Raw genomic sequence first — 20,654 nt, 5'->3', positions numbered from 1 at the left:
TAGCGCCACCTTTCAAGGCTGGCGCTGATGCTGTTGGGAGCGGGCTAGCCCGCGAAGAAGCAGACGAGGTCAGAGGGCGAACGGCAGGCCCAGTGCCACTTGCTGACGGTGCGCCAGGCGCACCTCGAACTCGCTCGGGTCGTGGATCATCACGTCCATTCCGGCAAACGCCTGGGCCGCGATCAGGCGCGACAGCCAGAACCGCACGCATGCCACGCGCAGCATGACCGGCCACAACTCGGCTTCGGCAGCGGTGAACGGACGCAGTGCAGCATAGGCGGCCAGCAGCGCTTGGGCGCGTGGCACATCGATGCCTCCGGCTTCATCCAGGCACCAGTCGTTCACGGTGATGGCGATGTCATACAGCATCGGCCCCGAACAGGCGTTGTAGAAGTCGATCACGCCGGTCAGGTGTGTGCCTTCGAACATCACATTGTCGCGGAACAGGTCGGCGTGCAGGTTGGCCCGTGGCAAGGCCAGGATCTGCGCTTTGTGCGCGTCGATCTCGTTCAGCGCAGCCTGCAGCATCTGGCCCTGCCCGGTATCCAGGCCTGGCATCAGCTCGGCCCCGGCCTCGAGCATCCAGATCAGGCCGCGGTCGGTGCGACGCTCGATGATGTGCTCGCGGGTGGCCAGGTGGATATGCGCCAGCAACTCGCCGACCTGGGCGCAGTGCTGGTTGTTCGGCGCCTTGATGTGCTTGCCCGACAGCCGTGGCTGCAGCAGCGCGGGCTTGCCGCACAGTTCGCGCAGGGCATTGCCGTCGCGGTCGCGCAGGGCGTAGGGCACTGGCATGTCGGCATCGTGCAGCACATCGAGCAATTCGATGAAGAACGGCATGTCCTCGGCTGGCCCGCGCTCGATCAGCGTCAGGACGAATTCCCCCTGCTCCAGGCTGACGAAGAAATTGCTGTTCTCGGTGCCGGCGGCGATGCCCTGGAAGTCGAGCAAGCGGCCCAGCTCATACGGCGCCAGAAAGGTTTCCAGCTCAGGCCGGGTCACAGGGGTGAAGACTGACATGATGAAAAGAAGCCCATGCGGGCACTTCCACCCGGAAGTGCCTGGTTGATGTGAACGATACGCCTCAGATTACCACTCGAAGATCTTCCAGGACGGAATCAGCATGTCCGGCTGGTCGGATCGAATGAAGTTACCTTCGGAGCCATCGGCGCGTACCAGGAAATAAGGCTTGCCGTGCTTGGGCGTCACCTTGATCGCATACAGGAAACCGTTCTGCCGGTACTCCTGGATGGTTTTGTCGCCTTCCGTGCGAATGGTTACATCGGGATCTGCCGATGGGGCGTCTTCCGCCGCCAGGGTGACGACTGGCATGGTGGCCAACAGACCGAGCAGTAACAGGCGATTGAGTGTACGCATGATAACCTTGTCCCTTTGTCGTCAATTGTTCCCGCTATTCTAGCGCCGGACCTGCCGAAAAGGTTGATTCTCCTCATGAGCCAAGCGCCCCTCGTCCTGGTGGACGGTTCCTCCTACCTCTACCGCGCCTTTCATGCGCTGCCGCCGCTGACCACCTCAAAGGGCATGCCCACGGGTGCGGTCAAGGGTGTGCTGAACATGCTCAAGAGCCTGCGCAAGCAGTATCCGGACAGCCTCTTCGCGGTGGTCTTCGACGCCAAGGGAGGCACGTTCCGCGATGCCATGTTCGCCGAATACAAGGCCAATCGCCCGAGCATGCCTGATGATCTGCGGGTGCAGATCGAGCCGCTGCATGCCAGCGTCAGGGCCTTGGGCTATCCCCTGCTGTGTGTCGAAGGTGTCGAAGCCGACGATGTCATCGGCACCCTGGCGCGCAGCAGCGCGGCCTTGAATCGGCCAGTGATCATCTCGACCGGCGACAAGGACATGGCGCAATTGGTGGACGGGCACATTACGCTGGTCAATACCATGACCGGTAGCGTGCTGGACGTCGCTGGCGTGCACGAGAAATTCGGTGTCGGTCCCGAGCACATCATCGACTTCCTCGCGCTGATGGGCGACAAGGTCGATAACATCCCCGGTGTGCCGGGGGTTGGCGAAAAGACCGCGGTCGGCTTGCTGACGGGTATCGGTGGCGGCCTGAGCGACTTGTACGCCAATCTCGACAAGGTACCGGGGCTGCCGATTCGTGGCGCCAAGGGCCTGCCGGCCAAGCTCGAGGAGCACCGCGAGGCGGCGTTCCTGTCCTACGAGTTGGCGACCATCAAGGTCGATGTGCCGCTGGACATCGAAGTCGAGGCGCTGGTGTGCGGCGAGCCGGACCGTGACGCATTGCTGGCGCTCTATACCGAGATGGAGTTCAAGAGCTGGATCGCCGAGGTTCAGCGCGATGCGGCCCAGGTCGGTGACGTGGTCGCACCGCCCCCTGCGTCGCAGGCCAAGATCGAGCCCAAGTACGAAACCATTCTCGACCAGGCGCGCTTCGACGTCTGGCTCGACAAGCTGCGCCAGGCGCCGTTGTTCGCCTTCGACACCGAGACCACCAGCCTGGACGCACAGCAGGCGAAGCTGGTCGGCCTGTCGTTCGCGGTCGAGCCGCATGAGGCTGCCTATGTGCCGCTGGCCCATGACTACGAGGGCGCTCCGACGCAACTGGACCGCGACAGCGTATTGTTGGCGCTCAAGCCGCTGCTGGAAGACCCGGCCAAGGGCAAGATCGGTCAGAACGCCAAGTACGATATCAATATCCTGGCCAACTGTGCCTTGGGCGGCGACCCGGCGCAGGGCATCCAGATGCGCGGCGTGACCTACGACACCATGCTCGAATCCTACGTGCTGGATTCGACCGCCACCCGCCACGACATGGACAGCCTGGCGCTCAAGTACCTGGATCACAGCACCATCGCGTTCGAGGACATCGCCGGTAAAGGCGCAAAGCAGCTGACCTTCAACCAGATCCCGCTGGAAAAGGCCGGCCCTTACGCGGCCGAGGACGCCGATATCACCCTGCGCCTGCACCACGCCCTGCAGGAGCGTCTGGCCAAGACCCCCAGCGTGCAGCCGGTTTTGATGGACATCGAGATGCCTCTGGTGCCGGTGCTGGCCAAGATCGAACGCCAAGGGGCATTGGTCGATGCCGAGCTGCTCAAGGTGCAGAGCGGTGAGCTGGGCGTGAAGATGGCCGAGCTCGAGCGTGAAGCCTTCGCGCTTGCAGGCGAGGAATTCAACCTGGGCTCGCCCAAGCAGTTGGGTGTGATTCTCTACGACAAGCTGGGCATGCCGGTGCTGAGCAAGACCGCCAAGGGCCAGCCCTCCACGGCCGAAGCGGTGCTGGCTGAACTGGCCGAGCAGGATTACCCACTGCCTACGGTACTGATGGAATACCGTTCCCTGAGCAAGCTCAAGAGCACCTATACCGACAAGCTGCCAGAGCAGATCAACCCGCGCACCGGCCGGATCCACACCTCCTACCAGCAGGCTGTGGCCGCCACCGGGCGCCTGTCGTCCAGCGACCCGAACCTGCAGAACATTCCGGTGCGCACTGCCGAAGGCCGGCGGATTCGTCAGGCGTTCGTCGCCAGCCCCGGCTACAAGCTGCTGGCGGCCGACTATTCACAGATCGAACTGCGCATCATGGCCCATCTGGCCAAGGACGAAGGGCTGCTGCATGCCTTCCGCAACGACCTGGACGTGCACCGGGCTACCGCCGCGGAGGTTTTCGGCGTGCCGCTGGAGCAAGTCACCAACGACCAGCGCCGAAGTGCCAAGGCCATCAACTTTGGCCTGATCTACGGCATGAGCGCTTTTGGCCTGGCCAAGCAGATCGGTGTCGATCGCAAGCAGTCCCAGGACTATATCGACCGCTATTTCGCCCGCTACCCTGGCGTATTGGCTTACATGGAGCGCACTCGCGCCCAGGCCGCCGAGCAGGGCTTCGTCGAAACCTTGTTCGGTCGCCGCCTGTATTTGCCGGACATCAACGCGAAGAACCCGGCGCTGCGCAAGGGGGCCGAGCGCACCGCGATCAACGCGCCGATGCAGGGCACCGCGGCGGACATCATCAAGCGCGCCATGGTGGCTGTGGATAACTGGCTGACCGATAGCGGCCTGGATGCACGTGTGATCCTGCAGGTCCACGATGAACTGGTGCTGGAGGTGCGTGAGGACTTGGTCGAACAGGTACGGGAGCAGATCCGTCCCTACATGAGCAATGCCGCGCAGCTGGATGTGCCGCTGCTGGTGGAAGTGGGCATTGGCTCGAATTGGGACGAAGCTCACTGAATCGAGCAGGGCAAGCAGGATAGGATGTGTGGCGAGAGTCGTGGATCCACTGTCGGTTCAGCGCTGGCGGTTCTGAGGTTTCATGAAACTATCGCAAATAGTTTTCAGGGCCTTGGAACTAAACCGGTGAAGCGGGACTCAGAGTAACTGAATGGCTGGTGAAGCCTTTCGATGCTCCTATGTTGTGTTAAGTGTTGGCAGATACCCGGACCCCGCCCTAGCGGTCCGGACTTGAACCCCGAACTTCCCCCTCCCCATACGAAGTCCGGGGTTTTTTTTGCCTGGAATTTGGCGACCGACTTGCGCCTGGCGCTGTGGGAGCGGCTTTACCCGCCATCGGGTATCAAGCGTACGCTCCCACCGGACACGGCCTTGTCCTCAGGCGGGCTTGTCTTCCAGCTCCATCCACTCGGCCAACACGCCGTAGGCTTCCTCGAGCCCGAGGCGCTTGGGGGCCGAGAACAACTGGATGGTCACCCCATCGCCCCAGCCCTTGCGGATTTCCGACTGCACCTTGAGCAGCGTGTTCTTGGCCGCGCCAAAGGTGAGCTTGTCGGCCTTGGTGAGCAGGATGTGCATTGGCATGGCGCTGGCCTTGGACCAGTCGAGCATCATCTTGTCGAAATCGGTCATCGGGTGACGCACATCCATCAGCAGGATCACTCCGCGCAGGCACTCACGGCTGCCTAGGTAGGCTTCCAAGTGATGCTGCCAGTGCTGCTTGAGTGGGATCGGGACTTTTGCATATCCGTAGCCTGGCAGGTCGACCAAACGCCGTTCATCGTCCAGACTGAAGAAATTCAACAGTTGGGTGCGCCCGGGGGTCTTGGAGGTACGCGCCAGGCTGGCATGGGTCAGGGTATTGAGGGCGCTGGATTTGCCGGCGTTGGAACGACCGGCGAAAGCCACCTCGTAACCCTGGTCTTGAGGGCATTGTTCGACCTTGGCGGCGCTAAGGGCGAATTTGGCTTTCTGGCAGAGGCCGAGGATGGGGTTTTTGACTTGCATGGGATATCCGATATGGGTGTTGCCAAGGCCAGCCATTCAGGCGCCGGGCGCGGCAAGCTGTGTCGTTTCCGTTTGGATGGCGGAAGTATATAATGCCCCAGTTTTTGTGTGCGCATTATCCCGGCGTAGGATGATGTGCATGGGGTGTCGAACAATAGCTCGCGCATTAGAACGCAGCGCGGCCCCCAACCCTGAAAGGTCGTTGCGCATGGCGAAATGGCTGCTTGCTGTCGGTATGTTCCTGCCGTTTTTAAGCGCTCAGGCTACACAGGATCCCGAGGCGTTGTACAACCGCACGTGTGCGGCCTGTCATGCCGGGCAGTTGCCACAGGCCCCCCAGCGGGGTGATCGGGCAGCGTGGAATCCGAGGCTTGCGCAAGGTATGGACGTATTGGTGGCGCATGTTACCCAGGGTTTCAAGGCTATGCCGCCGCGTGGATTGTGCATGGACTGCAGTACCGAGGACTACCGGTCTGTCATCCTCTGGATGAGCGACAGTCCCGATACATAACATTTCACCCCTAGCCGTGTTGGATTAGCTGATGAACAAACTATTCGTGAGTCTGCTGTTGACCATGGGTGTCGCAGGTGCGGCCAATGCTGCGGAACCCATCAAAGGCGATGCTGCTGCCGGTCAGGCCAAGACAGCCGTCTGTGGAGCCTGCCACAACCCTGACGGCAACAGCCTGGCGCCGAACTTCCCCAAACTTGCCGGCCAAGGCCAGCGCTATCTCGAAAAACAGCTGCACGATATCAAGTCCGGCAAGCGTACCGTGCTGGAGATGACCGGCATGCTGACCAACTTCAACGATCAGGACCTGGCCGATATCGCCGCCTACTTCTCAAGCCAGAAGGGCAGTGTCGGTGCGGCTGATCCCAAGCTGGTCGAGCGAGGCCGCGCGCTGTTCAACGGTGGCGACCTGGAGAAAGGCATGCCGGCCTGCACCGGTTGCCATTCGCCCAATGGCGCAGGCATCGCCCTGGCGGGCTTCCCGCACTTGGGGGGCCAGCACGCCCAGTACGTGGCCAAGCAGCTCACCGACTTCCGCGAAGGCAACCGCACCAATGACGGTGATGCCATGACCATGCGTTCGATCGCAGGCAAGCTGAGCAACAAGGACATCGAGGCCTTGGCCAGTTACATCCAGGGCTTGCACTGAACCCTGTAGGCCCTCGCAGGCCCTGCGCATTAACGTTCGGTTAATGCTGCCTGGCAAAGATGAAAGGGCGGCCTGGACCGCCCTTTTTTCTGTCCATAGCCGTTACACTACAGAACCCGAGCCCTTCCCGACCGGTCTTAGCTACCGGTCGCGTCGAGGCGACCAATGACTGCTCAGGAGTAAAGCATGCGTAAACTGATTCTCAGCGCTGCGCTGGTCGCCGCCAGCGTATTCGGAGTGACCGCCGTACAGGCCGCGGAGCCTGTCGAAGGTCAGCAGTATTTCGAGCTGAGCAACCCCGTTCCTGTTTCCGTCCCGGGCAAGATCGAAGTCGTCGAATTGTTCTGGTACGGCTGCCCGCACTGCTACCACTTCGAACCGACCATCAATCCATGGGCTGAGAAACTGCCGGCCGACGTCAATTTCAAGCGCGTGCCCGCCATGTTCGGCGGCCCCTGGGATGCCCACGGTCAGATGTTCCTGACCCTCGAGGCCATGGGCGTCGAGCACAACGTCCATGCCGCGGTCTTCGATGCCATCCAGAACAAGCGCATGCGCCTGACCAAGCCTGAAGAAATGGCCGACTTCCTCGCCACCCAGGGCGTGGATAAAGACAAGTTCCTCGCCACCTTCAACTCGTTCGCCATCAAGGGCCAGGTGCAGCAGGCCAAGGACCTGGCGAAGAAGTACGAAATCACTGGCGTGCCGAGCATGGTCGTCAACGGCAAGTACCGCTTCGACCTGGGTACCGCCGGCGGGCCGGAAGGCGTGCTGGATGTCGCCGACCAGCTGATCGCCAAGGAGCGCGCCGCTAAATAAGCGGCGTTGCCCATGAGCCGCTTTCGCTCCACACGCCTGGTTGGCCTGCGGCAACCGCAGGTCAACGAGCATCACCTGCAGGCATCAGGCTTGCCGGCGGATGGGCGATTGCGCCTGCTCAGCTTCAATATCCAGGTCGGTATCAGCACCGAGCGCTATCGGCACTACCTGACCCGCAGCTGGCAGCACCTGTTGCCGCACAATGGGCGGGCCGGCAACCTGCAGCGGATCGGCGAACTGCTCGGTGACTTCGATCTGGTGGCCTTGCAGGAAGCCGATGGCGGCAGCCTGCGCTCGGGTTACATCAATCAGGTCGAACATCTGGCCCAGCTCGGGGCATTTCCGTACTGGTACCAGCAGCTCAACCGCAACCTCGGGCGTTTCGCCCAGCACAGCAACGGCGTGCTCAGCCGCCTCAAGCCACAGCATCTCGAAGATCACCCCCTGCCTGGCCCAGCCGGTCGAGGTGCGATCCTGGTACGTTTTGGCGAAGGCGAAGACGCCCTGATCGTGGTGATGATGCACCTGGCGCTCGGCGCCAAGACACGGGCCCGGCAATTGGCGTATGTCCGCGAGTTGATCGGCGGCTACCGCCATCAGGTGCTCATGGGCGACATGAACACTCATGCCAATGACCTGCTCGAGCATTCGCCCCTTCGCGATCTGGGCCTCATCGCGCCGCAGGTCGAGGCCACCTTTCCCAGCTGGCGCCCCCAGCGCTGCCTGGATCACATCCTGCTCAGCCCGAGCCTGACCCTGGAACGGGTCGAGGTGCTGGCCCAGCCAATTTCCGACCACCTTCCGGTTGCCGTCGAGATTCGTTTGCCTGATGCACTGACTGTGGATACGCTGCCGGCTTTGGGCTGATTGCTATCACCGGTTTGCGGATCCAGGCATGACAGACGAAGGCGAGCGCTGGAAAGAGAAGTACCTCAAAAGCATCGAACAGCAAGAGAAGCTGGAGCGCCGTTGGGAAGCTCGTCTCGATCTGCTGCGTCGCGGCCTGGTGCGCAGCACCTTGGCGGCCGAGGGCAGCGACAAGACAGTCGACCAGTGCATGAAGGAAATGCGCGAGGTCATTCGCAGCGACAACATGGACGCGGGGCTTGCGGGCCTGTTGCCACGCTTGGAAAAAGCCGTGCTGGACTCCGAGCAGCGCCGCGAGACCCGCATGACGCAGGTCAGCGAAGCCCTGACCTCACTGGTCGAGCAACTGCAGCGCTTGCCCTTGCCCGGTGATATCGCCCGGCCCCTGAAGAAACTTTCAAAGAAACTCGATGGTGGGGTTAGCCAGTCCCGAGAGCTGCCGCCGCTGCTGGGTGAGCTGAGCGGCCTGCAGGGTCGCGCCCTGAGCGTGCTGCAAAGGCCCGATGAAGAACCGCGACCAGGATTCCTCCAGCGGCTGTTCGGCGGCCGCGAGGCGGACCTGGAGCCGGCCACCCAGCTTGCTGAAGCCAGGCCTGCCGAGGTCCTCGAAAAAACGCTGGCCGAACCTGCGGCGCTGGCCGATGTGGATGAACTGCATCCCTTGGCGCAACCGCAGATAGACCCTGGGCAGGCTGCTGAGCGCGATGACGATGCGCTGCCCCCTGAAACGGACGTCGAAGTAGCTGAGCTGAGCGGTACCGACGAGCCTCGCCCGCACGAAGGAGCGCTGGAAACCCTGCCGCTGCCTGAAAGCCCTGAGGCGGTTTCGTCGTCACCCATTGAAATCGAGCCTGCCGACGCGTCTGCCGTCGTCGCGGAGCAAGAGCTTGCTCATGTGCAAAGCACATTGGAAGCAGAAGGCCCGTATGCCCTCCCTGACGCTGTGGAACCCCCCTACAGCACCGTCGCGGCGCATATCGAGCAGACGCTGATCGGCCTGCTCGACGACCTGAGCCTACCGGAGCGCCATAAGGCACAGGCGTTGGCCATGCGCGAGCGGGTATCGCGTGGGTTGAACTGGTACGAGCTGATTCCGGTGCTCGATGACTTGGCCGTGCTTATGCTGGCCATCACCGATAGCGGCCAGCATGAATTCGAAGCCTACCTGCAACAGCTCAACGGGCGCCTGGAAACCTTCCAGAGCCACCTGCAAGAGGCCAGTGCCGGGCATGCCGACAACAGCTGCGCCGCGCGTGAACTGGACAACCAGTTGCGTGAGCAGGTCGATGGCCTGCAAAGCAGTGTGCAGGGCGCCGCGGACGTGGACAGCCTCAAGCTCATCCTGGAGAACCGCCTCGAAGGCTTGCTGAACACCATGGATGAGCACCAGCATGAGCGCGATCGTCGTGAGCAGGAGCTGGCGGACCGCTTGAAGGGCCTGGCCGATCGAGTGGCGAACATGGAGCAGGAAGCCCTCGGTTATCGCGAACACCTGGAGGAACAGCGCCAGAAAGCCCTGCTCGACCCCCTCACGGGGCTGCCCAATCGTGCGGCCTGGTCGGAGCGCGTCGAGCGGGAGGTCCAGCACTGGCAGGCCCACGGCGGGCATCTGCTGATGGCTATTCTCGACCTGGACCACTTCAAGCGGATCAACGACAACTATGGTCACCTGGCTGGCGACAAGGTCCTCAAGATCGTCGCCGACCAGTTGCGCAAGCGTCTGCGAGGGCAGGATTTCATCGCCCGGTTTGGCGGCGAGGAGTTTGTCGTGCTGCTGCCGCAGACCTTGCCTGCTGTCGGCCTCAAGCTGGCCGAGACCTTGCGAGCGGCCGTCGAGGCCTGCCCGTTCCACTTCAAGGGCGAGCGGGTGGTGATCACCACCTCTATCGGCCTGAGCGCTTTCCGCTCTGGCGAGCGAGGCGACCAGGTTCTCAAGCGCGCGGACGACGCGCTGTACCGAGCCAAGGATCAGGGCCGCAATCGCGTGGAGCAGGCATAATTATTTACCGCATTCACTGCGACCCTGGTGCTGACAATGGTCGACCGGAAACCTGATGGACAGGTTTCGGCCCCTTGATCGAACAGGAAATAGCAGATGAAAGCACTCAACGGATTGGCCGTGTTTGCCATGGTGCTGGCCGTGCAGACGACCGCAATGGCCAAAGAACATGTGTTTACCGCTCATGTGGCGGCGGATGGCACGCTGTTGCGGCAGTCCCCGAAATGGATCTCCGACATCACCCATCAGCCCCAGCCCAACTACTTCAGCTTGTACAAGCTGAAGTTGAACAAGCAGGTTGTGCGGCAGGACCCGGGCTTTTGCACAGTCTCTGCCATCGATGCCAGCAGTTACGATCGCCAGCTGCATGGACAAGCCAAGGTAACGGGCAAGCCTTCGGCAGAAAAGGTCGACGTGATGACTCAGCTGGTCGACAAGAAAGGACCCAGTGGCGACAACGACCTGGAGTTTCTTTTGATGTGCACGCGGTGATTGCGTTTCTCGAGCTGTAGTGAGAAGTGCACGTTATACTGTAGCGCTGTTGCCGATTACTTTACTGACGTGCCCTCTCCCATGAAAACGCTTTTTGCCGGGCTGATGTTGTTGATGGTGGCTGGCTGCTCCACCGGCCTGCGGATCGACCGTAACCATCCTTCCGTCAACCACGACAGCCGTATCCAGTTCATCGTCCTGCATTACACCAACGCATCCCTGGAGCGCTCCTTGGCCTTGCTGACCCATGGCGAGGTCAGCAGCCATTACCTGGTCGGCGATGGGCCAGCCACCGTTTATCAACTGGTTGATGAAGACCGCCGGGCCTGGCATGCCGGCGACAGCCAATGGCAAGGGCGTACTTGGCTCAACTCCAGCTCTATCGGCATCGAGATCGTCAACCCAGGCTACACCGACACACCCAACGGGCGCGTCTGGCACCCCTACAGCGAGGCTCAGATCCAGGCCTTGATCGCGTTGCTCAAGGATATCGTCAAGCGCAATCACATCGAGCCACGGCACATCATCGGCCACAGTGATATCGCGCCGCTGCGCAAGCTTGATCCAGGCCCACTGTTCCCGTGGAAACGTCTCGCCGATGCCGGCCTTGGCGTTTGGCCAGACGCAAATGCCGTTGCACGACAACAGGCATATTTCAGCGTCAATCCTCCGACCATCAGCTGGTATCAGCAGCAACTGGCGCGATTCGGTTATGCGATCGAGCAGACCGGCGAGCTGGATGTTGCCACTCGCCATGTGATCGCGGCCTTCCAGATGCGCTTCCGTCCTCAGCGCTTCGACGGCATGCCGGATGCACAGACCGCCGCGATGCTGCAAGTCTTGAATCGCTCGCGCTGAGTAACGGTAACGAAACCTTTCTGATGGTGTCATACGCCAAACGGGCAGGCTGACTTCTCGCAGAGTTGCTATACCTCTTGGTAATCAACCGGATGCCTGTGATGTCAGCCTTCCTTGCGACACTGCGTCAAATTTTCCACCGTCCCTGGATGCTGGCTGGGCTGGCCGCATTTTCCAGCGCAATCGTGCTGCTCGCAGGAAGCTTTGGTGTCGCGCTGCAGCAGATGAAACAAAACGAAAGCGCCCAGATGAACGCCCGGGGCGAGCGTTTCCTGGAGCGCCTTGAACAGATCTTCGGCCAGTTGCGCGAAGGCGTGGACCAATTGCAGGCGCAACCTCTGCGCGGTTGTGATGCGGCGATGGTTGCGGCCTTGCAGCAGATCGGCTTGAGTTCGCGATTCATCTATGAGGCCGCCTATGTGGACGGCGCGGTAGTCTGCTCCAGCCGTGGCGCCGAGAGCACCCTCGAACCCCTTCGTGCTCCGGACATCCAGGGGCCCACCTACAGCTATTGGCTCAACACCAGCACCGAGCCGAACGAGAACCTGGCCGCCTTGATGCTGGGGCGCGGCAAGTTCCTGGTATCTACCTCGCGGGGTCATCTTTCCGATGTGGTCGACTTGCCGCCGGGTGGCAGCGTGCTGGTCGTGCTCGACCATGGTACCCGGGCGATCCCCGTGCTCGGCCCGCCCCAGCGCTGGCCTCCGCCGACAGTGGAATGGCCGCCGCCACCGAACCAGTCGTTGCTGGAGAAGAACGACTGGTTGCTCTATCACATGCCGACCAACTCGCCCGACTACCAGTTGGTGTTGATCGCGCCTCGGGCGGGCCTGCCTCTGAAGATGAACGGGATGCTCTGGCTGCTGTTTCCGGGCAGCCTGGTATTGGCCTGTTGCGTCGGCTGGCTGGTGCTGCAGTTGATTCTGCAACGGCGCTCGATGAGTTCGGAGCTGCAGAACGCCTTGCGTCGGGGCGAGCTGCAGGTGCTTTATCAGCCGATTTTCGAGCTCGACAGTCGCCGTTGCGTCGGTGCTGAGGCCTTGGTGCGCTGGCTCAGACCGGATGGCTCGCTGACCAGTCCCGATCTGTTCATCCCGTTGGCTGAAAACACTGGGCAGATCCGCCAGATCACGGACTTCGTGTTGCAACGGGTGCTGGAGCAGTTGGGCCAATTGTTGCGGGCCAATCCTTCGCTGTACATCTCAGTGAATCTGGCGGCCTGTGACGTGATGGTGCCCCGCATCGGAAGGGTGGCGGCCCGATTGCTGGCGCATCACCGGGTGGCGGCCAGCCAGATCGCCTTCGAGGTGACCGAGCGGGGCCTGATCGATGTGGTGGTGGCGCGTGACAATTTACAGGCCTTGCGCGCGGTGGGGCATCAGGTCCTAATCGACGACTTTGGCACAGGCTATTGCAGCCTGGCTTACCTACAGACACTCCCGGTCGACTGCCTGAAAATCGACAAGGCTTTCATCGATGCGCTGGGGCATGACGCTGCGAGCAGCGGCGTGGCGCCGCACATCATTCGCATGGCCCACTCCCTGCACCTGCGAGTGATTGCCGAAGGGATCGAATGCGAGGACCAGGCGGAGTTACTCAATAGCGAAGGTGTCAATTATGGGCAAGGCTGGCTGTTTGCCCATCCGCTCAGTGCCCGGCAGTTCACCGAACTGGTGACCCGTCAGCGGCGCAAAGGCAAATAGCCGGCGGCGAAGGTTGTGGGTGAACCCACTCTTACAAGTTCAATGGTGCTGTCGAGAACGGCCTGGATCCTCTGGGCGCAGGTTACTCGCGAAGCACACAGCCCGCGGTGGAGGTTCTACACGGGCAAGGTCATGTAGAACTGCGTCCCCTGCCCTGGACGGGAATACACACCCATCCGCCCGCCATGCAGCTGGACGATCTCCTTGCACAACGCCAGGCCCAAACCGGCTCCGCCTTTCTTGCGCCCGACCTGGACGAAGGGCTCGAAGATCCGGGCTTGCTGGCCATAGGCGATGCCTTCGCCGTTGTCCTCCACCCCGATGATCACTCGTTCGGCATGCCGCCGCGCATGCAGCCGGATGCGCCCATCGTTGGCGGTATGACGGAGCGCGTTGTGCAACAGATTGTCCAGCACCCGGTCCAGCTGCGCGGCGTCTGCCGGGATGCGTGGTAGAGGGGGCTCGACGTCTATGAACAGCTCGATATTCTTCTGCGCGGCCTGCTCGGCAAAGCGTGAATGGGCACGCTCGAGTAGCTCTTCGATGCTGCAGGGCGAAAGCTCCAGCTTTTGCAGGCCGCTCTGGTAGCGGGAAAAGTTGAGCAGGTCGTTGATCAGTTGGGTCAGGCGCTGCATCTCCTCGCCGATGGTGTCCAACAGGTCGTTCTCCCGCGCTTGGGGTGGAAACGTCACCCGTTCTCGCAACAGGCCAAACGCCATGTGCATGCCGGTCACCGGCGTACGCAGCTCGTGGGAGGCCCGCAGGACGAATTCACTGCGCACCCGCTCGAACGCTCGCTGCTCGGTGACGTCGTGCAGCACCATTACGGCTCCAAGGATCGGCCCTTGTGGGTGGCTGACCGGCGTCAAGCTGTAGGTCAGCAGACGGGTTTCGTCGTCCACCTCGATGCTCAGGTCGTCCGGCGGTCGGTCCAGGCTACCGCCGCGCAAGACCTGATGCAGTTGTGGCTCGAGCTCCGGGCGCTGTAATGCTTCGGCAAGGCCCGTTCCAACTCGACTGGTGTCCCAACCCAACTGGCGTTGCGCCACAGGGTTCAAATGTTCAAGGCGGCCTTGGCGGTCGATGATCAGCAGACCATCGTCGATGCTGTCGAGCACGGCCTGCAGGCGCTGCTGGCCGGCCAGCAGTTCATCGATGTTGGTGGCCTGGTGTTTGCGCAGGGCATCGGCCATCAACCCGAAGCGCCGGGTGAGCTGGTTGAGCTCGGTAGCCTGGGTGACTGGCAAGGTGACGTCGAAATTGCCTTGGCCGACCTGATCGGCGGCCTTGGCCAGGGCCTCGATGGGTTGGCCGAAACGGCGAGCGATGTTGTGCGCTGTGACGAACCCGAGCACCACTACCAACAGTCCCATCAAGCCGAGCACGCCGCTGATCAGCAGGGCGCGGTCGCGCGCTTGTTCTTCGCTGCGTGTGATGCGCTCCAGGGCCTGCTTGTGGGAATCGATCAGGTCGGTACGGACCTGATTGAAGGCGGCGCCCAAAGGTTGCTCGGTGTCCATGCTGCGCGCGGGCGCCGCGCTTTCGCGGTAGGCCTGGAGAAAGGCTTGGTAATTGCTGCTGGCCTTGCTGAAGGCGGTGCGCTCGCCGCCTTCGGCAAGGCCTTGGTTGAGCAGGGATTGGAAGTCTTCCTGCAGGGTCACCAGATTGCGTGGGTCGGTGTCCGCATCGAGGATGAGCTTCAACTGCTCTCCAAGGTTCTGTCGTAGCTTGAGGGCGATCTCCAGCGTATGGGTGGTGTCCCCCACCAATCGCTGTTGCACTGTAGCCATCTGCATCACACTGACCAGCCCGAGCAGCAGGCCGAGCAAGGCGACCGTGACCAGGGCCGAGATGCTCAGGAAAAGCCGCGTGCGCAGCTTCATGGGCCACTTCATAGGTTGTACTGCTTGCGTTTGCGGTACAGAGTCGAGGCGTCGATCCCCAGCGTCTTGGCCGCTTGGTCCAGGGTATCGCTGGCCGCCAGCACCGCGCCGATGTGGGCGCGCTCTAGCTCGTCCAGGCTCAGGGCGGCGCCGATGCGTGGTGCGTTGCTGGTGGGAGGCTCGGCCATGCCCAGATGGCTGACTTCCACGCGCTCCTGCGGACAGATGATGCTCGCCCTCTCCACTACGTTGCGCAGTTCGCGGATGTTGCCCGGCCAGCGGTAGTTGAGCAGTGCCGTGCGGGCCTCGTCGCTGAACACTCGCGCGGGCCGGGCATATTCCTTGACGAAGCGGGCCAGGAAGCGCTCGGCGAGCATGAGGATGTCTTCGCTGCGTTCACGCAGCGGGGGCAGGTGCAGGGTGATGACGTTGAGGCGGTACAGCAAGTCCTCGCGGAAGCGACTTTCACGAACCATTTCTTCGAGGTTGAGGTTGGTCGCCGCGAGGATACGTACATCGGCGCGGCGGGTGACAGGATCGCCAACCCGCTCGTACTCCTTGTCCTGGATGAACCGCAGCAGCTTGGGCTGCAGGTTCAGAGGGAAGTCGCCGATTTCATCGAGAAACAACGTCCCGCCGTCCGCCTGGCTGACGCGGCCGAGGGTGCTCTCGCTGGCCCCGGTGAAGGCGCCGCGGGTGTGGCCGAACAACTCGCTTTCCATCAATTCGGCATTGAGCGAGGGGCAATTGATGGTCACGCAGGCCTTGCGCATTCGCTTGCTCCAGCCATGGATGGCGCGGGCCAGTTCACCTTTACCGGTACCGGACTCACCCAGGATCAGAATGTTGGCATCGGTGCTTGCCACCTGCCGGGCAGTTTCCAGCACCGCCATCATGGCCGGGCTGTGGGAGTCCAGGCCGTCCTTGGGTTTGCGCACCTCGCCTTCGAGCGCTTCCAGGCGGGCGGACAACTGACGGACCTCCAGCTGCTTGGCGGTGGCCAGGCGCAGTTGGTCAGGGCTGCAGGGTTTGACCAGATAATCGGCAGCGCCGGCCTGGATTGCGTCCACCGCCGTGTCGACCGCTGAATGGGCAGTGACGATGACCACGCGCATCCACGGTGCCTGAATGCGCATCTGCGCCAGGACATCGAGGCCGTTGTCTTCGCCTAGGCGTAGATCGAGAAAGCACAAGTCGAACACCTGGCGTTGCAACAACGCTTCAGCCTGGGCGGCGCTGCTGGCCGTGGCGACGCTGTAGCCTTCATCTTCCAGGCAATAACGGAAGGTTCGCAGGATCGCGGATTCGTCATCCACCAGCAGAATGCGGCCTTGGTTGTCCTGGGCTGATTCCATTTTCCTGCGCTCCTTCGGGATTGATCTCAATTAGTGTCGGAAAAATCGGGCAAGTTGCATGGTCAATTCTGAAGGAATCCGCCCTTTGCATGCTAGCCAATAGCCTTTCTTGCCTCCTGGCCCTGCCAGGGCAGGCGCTCAGAAAGAAGACAGCGGACTGGCATGGGGGTTGCGACGGTTCTCTCTTTATATGTCACCGATGGAGGAGCTGACATGTCTTTTTCCCTGAGAATCCTGGTGCTGACGACGTGCATGCTGACCGCCGTGCCGCCGGTTTTCGCCGATCCCGTCCAGGACGCGCGCCTGCAAGGCGCCCTGCAGACAGCTCTGTCGCTGAACCGGGTGCTCAACCCCTTTCGCATCGAAGTGACAGTCAATGGCGCGAACGCCAGGTTGACCGGCGAGGTGGAAAACGATGTCGAGCGTCAGCTGGCCGAGCATGTCGCGCTTGCCACCCACGGCATCGAGCAAGTCGACAACCAACTGCAGATAAACCCGGCGCTGGTCGAGCGGCCGCTTGAACTGCGTGCCTATGCCCAGCGTCTGGAGGACGCCACCTTGGCAGCGGTGATCCGAGCCCGGCTGCTTTGGAGCCGTATTACCGAAAAGGCAGCTATCGAAGTGGAAAGCCGCGAGGGCGTGGTCACCCTGCGTGGCAAGGTCGACAGCGCCGAGGCCAAGGAGCTGGCAGGCGTGTTGGCGCGGACCACCGATGGGGTGCACCTGGTCAACAACCTGGTCAGCCTGGACAGCGCCGCCATGGCCAAGGCGCGGGAGAAGCCCGTGGATGCACCGGTCGGCCCGCAGCCCAGCGATAACTGGATCGTCGACAAGATCCAGAGCAGTTACCGCTACAGCCGCAATCTCGACGGCCTGAACCTAAAGGTGGCGAGCGAACAAGGCATGGTCCGGCTTTCCGGTGAGGTCGTCAGCAGCGAGCAGAAGACCATTGCCGTGGAGGTGGCACGGCAGATCATCGGCGTGCGAGGCGTGGATGCCGACCTGTTGAAAGTCGCGAGCAAGGTTGAGGGTTGATCGTGCAAAACGCACGACCCCAGATAGGCCATCGTGCAGGATACGTGCTTGATGGTCTTTGGTGAGTTATATAAGCGATTGATTTAAAAGAATTTTAAGAGAAGGCGAAGACTGGCATGCAGGCTGCAACTTCCTGTCTAGGTTCGAATAAAAACACAGCAGGAGGAGCCGGCATGAATCGCCCATTCGTCAACCGCCCGCAGATCGCCGATTCGCCCTGGCGTCAGTGCCTGTTTCTGGGCCTTGCGCTACTGCTGACATTGGCCGCTGGCCAGTTTTACTACAGCTGGCAGACGGCGCGGTTGGCCGAGCAGGTGGCGGCGCAAACCGCGCTGTTGACGCAGATCCAGGCGAGCCGTGCCAACACCTTGGTCAAAGCCACCGCGCCGTTGCCGGCTGCCAAGGCTTCGCCAGCCCATCTGGACACTGTCGTCCATGAAGAACGCTGGGTGTTCTGAATGCCGTACCGGATCGATTTCAAAAAGAAAGGAGAACCATCATGCTGAGTTGGGCTATCACTTTCCTGATCATCGCCATCGTTGCTGCCGTGCTGGGCTTCGGTGGTATCGCCGGCGCCGCCACGGGTATTGCGAAGATTCTGTTCATCGTCTTCCTGGTGCTGTTCGTGGCTTCTTTCTTCTTCGGACGCGGCAGAGGTTGAGCATGAGCCGGATGCTATGCAAAGCCCTGGCTACTGCCCTGTTACTGGGCGGTAGCGCAGCGGCGATGGCGGCCAATGACGGCCAGGTTCGGGTCGATCAGCTGCTCGGTTCGGACCCCGATTACCGCGAAACGTGGCAGGACACGATCAAGGGCGAGGAGCGCCTGCCCGATTGGGTCATCAATTTATCCGGCAGCTCGCAACACCAGATGTCGGCGGTTACCGAGGATGGTGACCGGTACTTGGTGGGCCCTTTATGCGAATCCCCGTCCAACTGCACGTACAAGCGCCTCGTGGTGGCGTTCAGTTGGGACAAGGATCATGCCTACGGGATGCTCGTCGAAGTCCCCGAAGGCCTGCCCGCGGACAAGTCACCCACCCGACATGCGCAGTATCGCTGGCTGGGTGATCCGGACGATGGGATGAAAGCCATGCTGCAGGAGCAGCTCAAGCGGGATCCGAAGTGGTACTGACCAAGGGTCACGCATGTGTAACGTCCTAGAAGCTGAACCTTTTTATCTTTCAGGCTTCTATGGTGCGCCACTCCGAGGAGGGGTGACGCATGACCAAGGGGCTGGGCTGTTCTGATTGTTGCAGGATCGGAGTGGCCTAGGGGTACAGGGAGTACCTCCGCAATGGGCCGGGTCAGGTAGGGCGGTATCGGAAGTTTTGACCGGCGGTGTCAGATTAGGCGCAAAGCCAGGTCAGACTTCCGAGACGCCTATATAAGAAAGACGTCTGGTTGCTTTCAGTATTTTTCCCTCAAGACACATTTTGTCTCGACCGTATATCGAAATTTTTTCGATGGGCGCATCGCGTACCTTTAGTACCTTTGACACCATTCGGATTGTCGAACAAAGGTAGAAAACCCTCGTATGGATGCCGATAAATCGGCCGAAAAATGGCGCTTTGGTCTTGTTCGGGAATCCGAACACCGGAAAACCAACCCCTTCTGATGCGCGAAATTCCTCTCAAGCCTCATGCCGATTCGGCATAGGGTAGTCATTTACGGCATTAGACTGACCCCCGTCCCGTCGCAATAGTTGCCGCCTTTTTTCGCAGGCCGGAGCGTCCGACGCTCGCTTGCGGTGACCTTCGATGGCGTCGCCGCACGGAAGTCCAACGCTACCCAATACGCTGGCAAAGGCTCTGGGATGCGTTTTTCCGCCTGGCACCCATGACCACTAGAAGAAAGGGTAAAGACATGAAGAAGGCAAAACTGAGCCTCGCCTGGCAGATCCTCATCGGACTTGTCCTGGGCGTTGCGATCGGCGCGCTGCTGAACCATTTCAGTGCAGAAAAGGCATGGTGGATCAGTAACGTCCTGCAGCCTGCCGGTGACATCTTCATTCGCCTGATCAAGATGATCGTCGTCCCGATCGTGATTTCGTCGCTGATCGTGGGCATCGCCGGAGTTGGCGACGCGAAGAAACTGGGCAGCATTGGCCTGAAGACCATCATCTACTTCGAGGTAGTGACCACCATCGCCATCGTCGTGGGCCTGGTGCTGGCCAACCTGTTCCACCCAGGTGCCGGTATCGACATGAGCACCCTGGGCACCGTCGACATCTCCAAGTACCAGGCCACTGCGGCCGAGGTGCAGCATGAGCATGCCTTCATCGAAACCCTGCTCAACCTGATCCCGTCGAACATCTTCGCGGCTGTCGCCCGCGGCGAGATGCTGCCGATCATCTTCTTCTCGGTGATGTTCGGCCTGGGCCTGTCGAGCCTGCCGGGCGATCTGCGCGACCCGCTGGTGCGCACCTTCCAGGCTGTGTCGGAGACCATGTTCAAGGTCACCCACATGATCATGAACTACGCGCCGATCGGTGTGTTCGCCCTGATCGCGGTCACTGTCGCCAACTTTGGCTTCGCCTCGTTGCTGCCTTTGGCAAAGCTGGTCCTGCTGGTGTACTTCGCCATCGCCTTCTTCGCCTTCATGGTGCTGGGCCTGGTTGCCCGCCTGTTCGGCTTCTCGGTCATCAAGATCATGCGCATCATGAAAGACGAGCTGATCCTGGCTTACTCCACTTCCAGCTCCGAGACCGTCCTGCCGCGCGTGATCGAGAAGATGGAAGCCTATGGCGCGCCGAAATCGATCTGCAGTTTCGTGGTGCCGACCGGTTACTCCTTCAACCTCGACGGCTCGACCCTGTACCAGAGCATTGCGGCGATCTTCATTGCCCAGCTGTACGGCATCGACCTGTCCTGGAGTCAGCAACTGCTGCTGGTGCTGACCCTGATGGTCACCTCCAAGGGCATCGCCGGTGTGCCGGGTGTTTCCTTCGTGGTCTTGCTGGCGACCTTGGGCAGTGTGGGCATTCCGCTGGAAGGTCTGGCATTCATCGCCGGTGTCGACCGCATCATGGACATGGCCCGCACCGCCCTGAACGTGATCGGCAATGCCTTGGCCGCCCTGGTCATCGCCCGTTGGGAAGGCATGTACGACGCCGCCAAGGGCGAGCGCTACTACAGCTCGCTGCTGGCCGGCCACAAGCATGACGCCGTGGTTGCGACTGCAAGCGAGCCTGCCAAGGCCGTGCAGCAGAACCACTAAGCACACATGCTGAAAAAAAGCCCCGACTCGATCGGGGCT

Annotated in this window: 19 protein-coding genes; 14 read left to right on the top strand and 5 right to left on the bottom strand. The window is 61.4% G+C overall.

Features of this window, described 5'->3' with window-relative positions; all coding sequences use genetic code 11:
- Positions 1 to 69: 69 nt before the first annotated feature.
- Positions 70 to 1,020 carry a homoserine kinase gene (locus BLS27_RS08055; RefSeq protein ID WP_043207718.1) on the bottom strand — a complete coding sequence of 317 codons (951 nt, stop codon included), beginning with the start codon at positions 1,018 to 1,020 and terminating at the stop codon, positions 70 to 72.
- Between the two features lie 69 nt (positions 1,021 to 1,089).
- Positions 1,090 to 1,377 carry a DUF2782 domain-containing protein gene (locus BLS27_RS08050; protein WP_043207720.1) on the bottom strand — a complete coding sequence of 96 codons (288 nt, stop codon included), beginning with the start codon at positions 1,375 to 1,377 and terminating at the stop codon, positions 1,090 to 1,092.
- 75 nt (positions 1,378 to 1,452) lie between these two features.
- Between BLS27_RS08050 and polA the strand changes: the two genes are divergently transcribed.
- Positions 1,453 to 4,218 carry a DNA polymerase I gene (gene polA / locus BLS27_RS08045; RefSeq protein ID WP_043207722.1) on the top strand — a complete coding sequence of 922 codons (2,766 nt, stop codon included), beginning with the start codon at positions 1,453 to 1,455 and terminating at the stop codon, positions 4,216 to 4,218.
- 378 nt (positions 4,219 to 4,596) lie between these two features.
- Here the strand turns inward: polA and yihA are convergent, their stop codons facing one another.
- On the bottom strand, positions 4,597 to 5,226 hold the full coding sequence (yihA, locus tag BLS27_RS08040) for a ribosome biogenesis GTP-binding protein YihA/YsxC (protein ID WP_070575832.1): 630 nt from the start codon (positions 5,224 to 5,226) through the stop codon (positions 4,597 to 4,599).
- 208 nt (positions 5,227 to 5,434) lie between these two features.
- Between yihA and BLS27_RS08035 the strand changes: the two genes are divergently transcribed.
- The 8 genes from BLS27_RS08035 to BLS27_RS08000 all read left to right on the top strand — a co-directional run bounded on the left by BLS27_RS08035 (position 5,435) and on the right by BLS27_RS08000 (position 13,124).
- Positions 5,435 to 5,737, top strand: coding sequence for a c-type cytochrome (locus BLS27_RS08035; protein WP_043207724.1), 303 nt, complete (start codon positions 5,435 to 5,437; stop codon positions 5,735 to 5,737).
- A 31-nt stretch (positions 5,738 to 5,768) separates the two neighbouring features.
- Positions 5,769 to 6,386, top strand: coding sequence for a c-type cytochrome (locus BLS27_RS08030; RefSeq protein WP_043207726.1), 618 nt, complete (start codon positions 5,769 to 5,771; stop codon positions 6,384 to 6,386).
- Positions 6,387 to 6,572: 186 nt separating this feature from the next.
- The gene (gene dsbA / locus BLS27_RS08025) at positions 6,573 to 7,205 is read left to right on the top strand and encodes a thiol:disulfide interchange protein DsbA (protein WP_043207728.1); all 633 of its coding nucleotides are present in this window, start codon (positions 6,573 to 6,575) and stop codon (positions 7,203 to 7,205) included.
- A 12-nt stretch (positions 7,206 to 7,217) separates the two neighbouring features.
- Complete coding sequence (locus BLS27_RS08020; protein ID WP_043207730.1) at positions 7,218 to 8,072, top strand: endonuclease/exonuclease/phosphatase family protein; 855 nt, start codon at positions 7,218 to 7,220, stop codon at positions 8,070 to 8,072.
- 28 nt (positions 8,073 to 8,100) lie between these two features.
- Positions 8,101 to 10,071: a GGDEF domain-containing protein gene (locus tag BLS27_RS08015; protein ID WP_090344076.1), complete on the top strand. Its 1,971-nt coding sequence runs from the start codon at positions 8,101 to 8,103 to the stop codon at positions 10,069 to 10,071.
- A gap of 96 nt (positions 10,072 to 10,167) precedes the next feature.
- The gene (locus tag BLS27_RS08010; RefSeq protein ID WP_052352394.1) at positions 10,168 to 10,563 is read left to right on the top strand and encodes a hypothetical protein; all 396 of its coding nucleotides are present in this window, start codon (positions 10,168 to 10,170) and stop codon (positions 10,561 to 10,563) included.
- An 81-nt stretch (positions 10,564 to 10,644) separates the two neighbouring features.
- Positions 10,645 to 11,421, top strand: a complete 777-nt coding sequence (locus tag BLS27_RS08005; RefSeq protein WP_090344074.1) for an N-acetylmuramoyl-L-alanine amidase — start codon at positions 10,645 to 10,647, stop codon at positions 11,419 to 11,421.
- A gap of 101 nt (positions 11,422 to 11,522) precedes the next feature.
- Positions 11,523 to 13,124 (top strand): EAL domain-containing protein, encoded by a 1,602-nt coding sequence (locus BLS27_RS08000; protein ID WP_043207735.1) that lies wholly within the window; start codon positions 11,523 to 11,525, stop codon positions 13,122 to 13,124.
- A gap of 116 nt (positions 13,125 to 13,240) precedes the next feature.
- On the opposite strand, the gene BLS27_RS07995 is transcribed toward BLS27_RS08000, so the two are convergent.
- Together BLS27_RS07995 and algB are read right to left on the bottom strand one after the other, a co-directional pair.
- Positions 13,241 to 15,019, bottom strand: coding sequence for a KinB sensor domain-containing domain (locus BLS27_RS07995; protein ID WP_043207737.1), 1,779 nt, complete (start codon positions 15,017 to 15,019; stop codon positions 13,241 to 13,243).
- On the bottom strand, positions 15,016 to 16,362 hold the full coding sequence (gene algB / locus BLS27_RS07990; RefSeq protein WP_090344072.1) for a sigma-54-dependent response regulator transcription factor AlgB: 1,347 nt from the start codon (positions 16,360 to 16,362) through the stop codon (positions 15,016 to 15,018). Before algB ends, BLS27_RS07995 begins: the two co-directional genes overlap by 4 nt.
- A 213-nt stretch (positions 16,363 to 16,575) precedes the next feature.
- On the opposite strand from algB, the gene BLS27_RS07985 reads away from it, so the two are divergent.
- The 5 genes from BLS27_RS07985 to gltP all read left to right on the top strand — a co-directional run bounded on the left by BLS27_RS07985 (position 16,576) and on the right by gltP (position 20,615).
- Positions 16,576 to 17,397, top strand: coding sequence for a BON domain-containing protein (locus tag BLS27_RS07985; RefSeq protein ID WP_043207740.1), 822 nt, complete (start codon positions 16,576 to 16,578; stop codon positions 17,395 to 17,397).
- A 173-nt stretch (positions 17,398 to 17,570) separates the two neighbouring features.
- On the top strand, positions 17,571 to 17,855 hold the full coding sequence (locus BLS27_RS07980) for a hypothetical protein (RefSeq protein WP_043207741.1): 285 nt from the start codon (positions 17,571 to 17,573) through the stop codon (positions 17,853 to 17,855).
- 41 nt (positions 17,856 to 17,896) lie between these two features.
- On the top strand, positions 17,897 to 18,058 hold the full coding sequence (locus BLS27_RS07975) for a DUF1328 domain-containing protein (RefSeq protein WP_003252966.1): 162 nt from the start codon (positions 17,897 to 17,899) through the stop codon (positions 18,056 to 18,058).
- 2 nt (positions 18,059 to 18,060) lie between these two features.
- Positions 18,061 to 18,531: an inhibitor of vertebrate lysozyme family protein gene (locus BLS27_RS07970; RefSeq protein WP_043207743.1), complete on the top strand. Its 471-nt coding sequence runs from the start codon at positions 18,061 to 18,063 to the stop codon at positions 18,529 to 18,531.
- Between the two features lie 731 nt (positions 18,532 to 19,262).
- Positions 19,263 to 20,615, top strand: coding sequence for a glutamate/aspartate:proton symporter GltP (gltP, locus tag BLS27_RS07965; protein ID WP_043207745.1), 1,353 nt, complete (start codon positions 19,263 to 19,265; stop codon positions 20,613 to 20,615).
- Positions 20,616 to 20,654 lie beyond the last annotated feature (39 nt).

The sequence above is a fragment of the Pseudomonas guariconensis genome (genome assembly GCF_900102675.1).
Lineage (GTDB): Bacteria > Pseudomonadota > Gammaproteobacteria > Pseudomonadales > Pseudomonadaceae > Aquipseudomonas > Aquipseudomonas guariconensis.
The sequence above is the reverse complement of the archived record's forward strand: the minus strand, read 5'-3'. Positions and strand labels throughout refer to the sequence as shown.

What these genes read in the sequence shown, in the direction of transcription:
- BLS27_RS08055 (WP_043207718.1), bottom strand. Translation starts at nt 1,020, where the DNA reads ATGTCAGTCTTCACCCCTGTGACCCGGCCTGAGCTGGAAACCTTTCTG.
- BLS27_RS08050 (WP_043207720.1), bottom strand. Translation starts at nt 1,377, where the DNA reads ATGCGTACACTCAATCGCCTGTTACTGCTCGGTCTGTTGGCCACCATG.
- polA (WP_043207722.1), top strand. Translation starts at nt 1,453, where the DNA reads ATGAGCCAAGCGCCCCTCGTCCTGGTGGACGGTTCCTCCTACCTCTAC.
- yihA (WP_070575832.1), bottom strand. Translation starts at nt 5,226, where the DNA reads ATGCAAGTCAAAAACCCCATCCTCGGCCTCTGCCAGAAAGCCAAATTC.
- BLS27_RS08035 (WP_043207724.1), top strand. Translation starts at nt 5,435, where the DNA reads ATGGCGAAATGGCTGCTTGCTGTCGGTATGTTCCTGCCGTTTTTAAGC.
- BLS27_RS08030 (WP_043207726.1), top strand. Translation starts at nt 5,769, where the DNA reads ATGAACAAACTATTCGTGAGTCTGCTGTTGACCATGGGTGTCGCAGGT.
- dsbA (WP_043207728.1), top strand. Translation starts at nt 6,573, where the DNA reads ATGCGTAAACTGATTCTCAGCGCTGCGCTGGTCGCCGCCAGCGTATTC.
- BLS27_RS08020 (WP_043207730.1), top strand. Translation starts at nt 7,218, where the DNA reads ATGAGCCGCTTTCGCTCCACACGCCTGGTTGGCCTGCGGCAACCGCAG.
- BLS27_RS08015 (WP_090344076.1), top strand. Translation starts at nt 8,101, where the DNA reads ATGACAGACGAAGGCGAGCGCTGGAAAGAGAAGTACCTCAAAAGCATC.
- BLS27_RS08010 (WP_052352394.1), top strand. Translation starts at nt 10,168, where the DNA reads ATGAAAGCACTCAACGGATTGGCCGTGTTTGCCATGGTGCTGGCCGTG.
- BLS27_RS08005 (WP_090344074.1), top strand. Translation starts at nt 10,645, where the DNA reads ATGAAAACGCTTTTTGCCGGGCTGATGTTGTTGATGGTGGCTGGCTGC.
- BLS27_RS08000 (WP_043207735.1), top strand. Translation starts at nt 11,523, where the DNA reads ATGTCAGCCTTCCTTGCGACACTGCGTCAAATTTTCCACCGTCCCTGG.
- BLS27_RS07995 (WP_043207737.1), bottom strand. Translation starts at nt 15,019, where the DNA reads ATGAAGTGGCCCATGAAGCTGCGCACGCGGCTTTTCCTGAGCATCTCG.
- algB (WP_090344072.1), bottom strand. Translation starts at nt 16,362, where the DNA reads ATGGAATCAGCCCAGGACAACCAAGGCCGCATTCTGCTGGTGGATGAC.
- BLS27_RS07985 (WP_043207740.1), top strand. Translation starts at nt 16,576, where the DNA reads ATGTCTTTTTCCCTGAGAATCCTGGTGCTGACGACGTGCATGCTGACC.
- BLS27_RS07980 (WP_043207741.1), top strand. Translation starts at nt 17,571, where the DNA reads ATGAATCGCCCATTCGTCAACCGCCCGCAGATCGCCGATTCGCCCTGG.
- BLS27_RS07975 (WP_003252966.1), top strand. Translation starts at nt 17,897, where the DNA reads ATGCTGAGTTGGGCTATCACTTTCCTGATCATCGCCATCGTTGCTGCC.
- BLS27_RS07970 (WP_043207743.1), top strand. Translation starts at nt 18,061, where the DNA reads ATGAGCCGGATGCTATGCAAAGCCCTGGCTACTGCCCTGTTACTGGGC.
- gltP (WP_043207745.1), top strand. Translation starts at nt 19,263, where the DNA reads ATGAAGAAGGCAAAACTGAGCCTCGCCTGGCAGATCCTCATCGGACTT.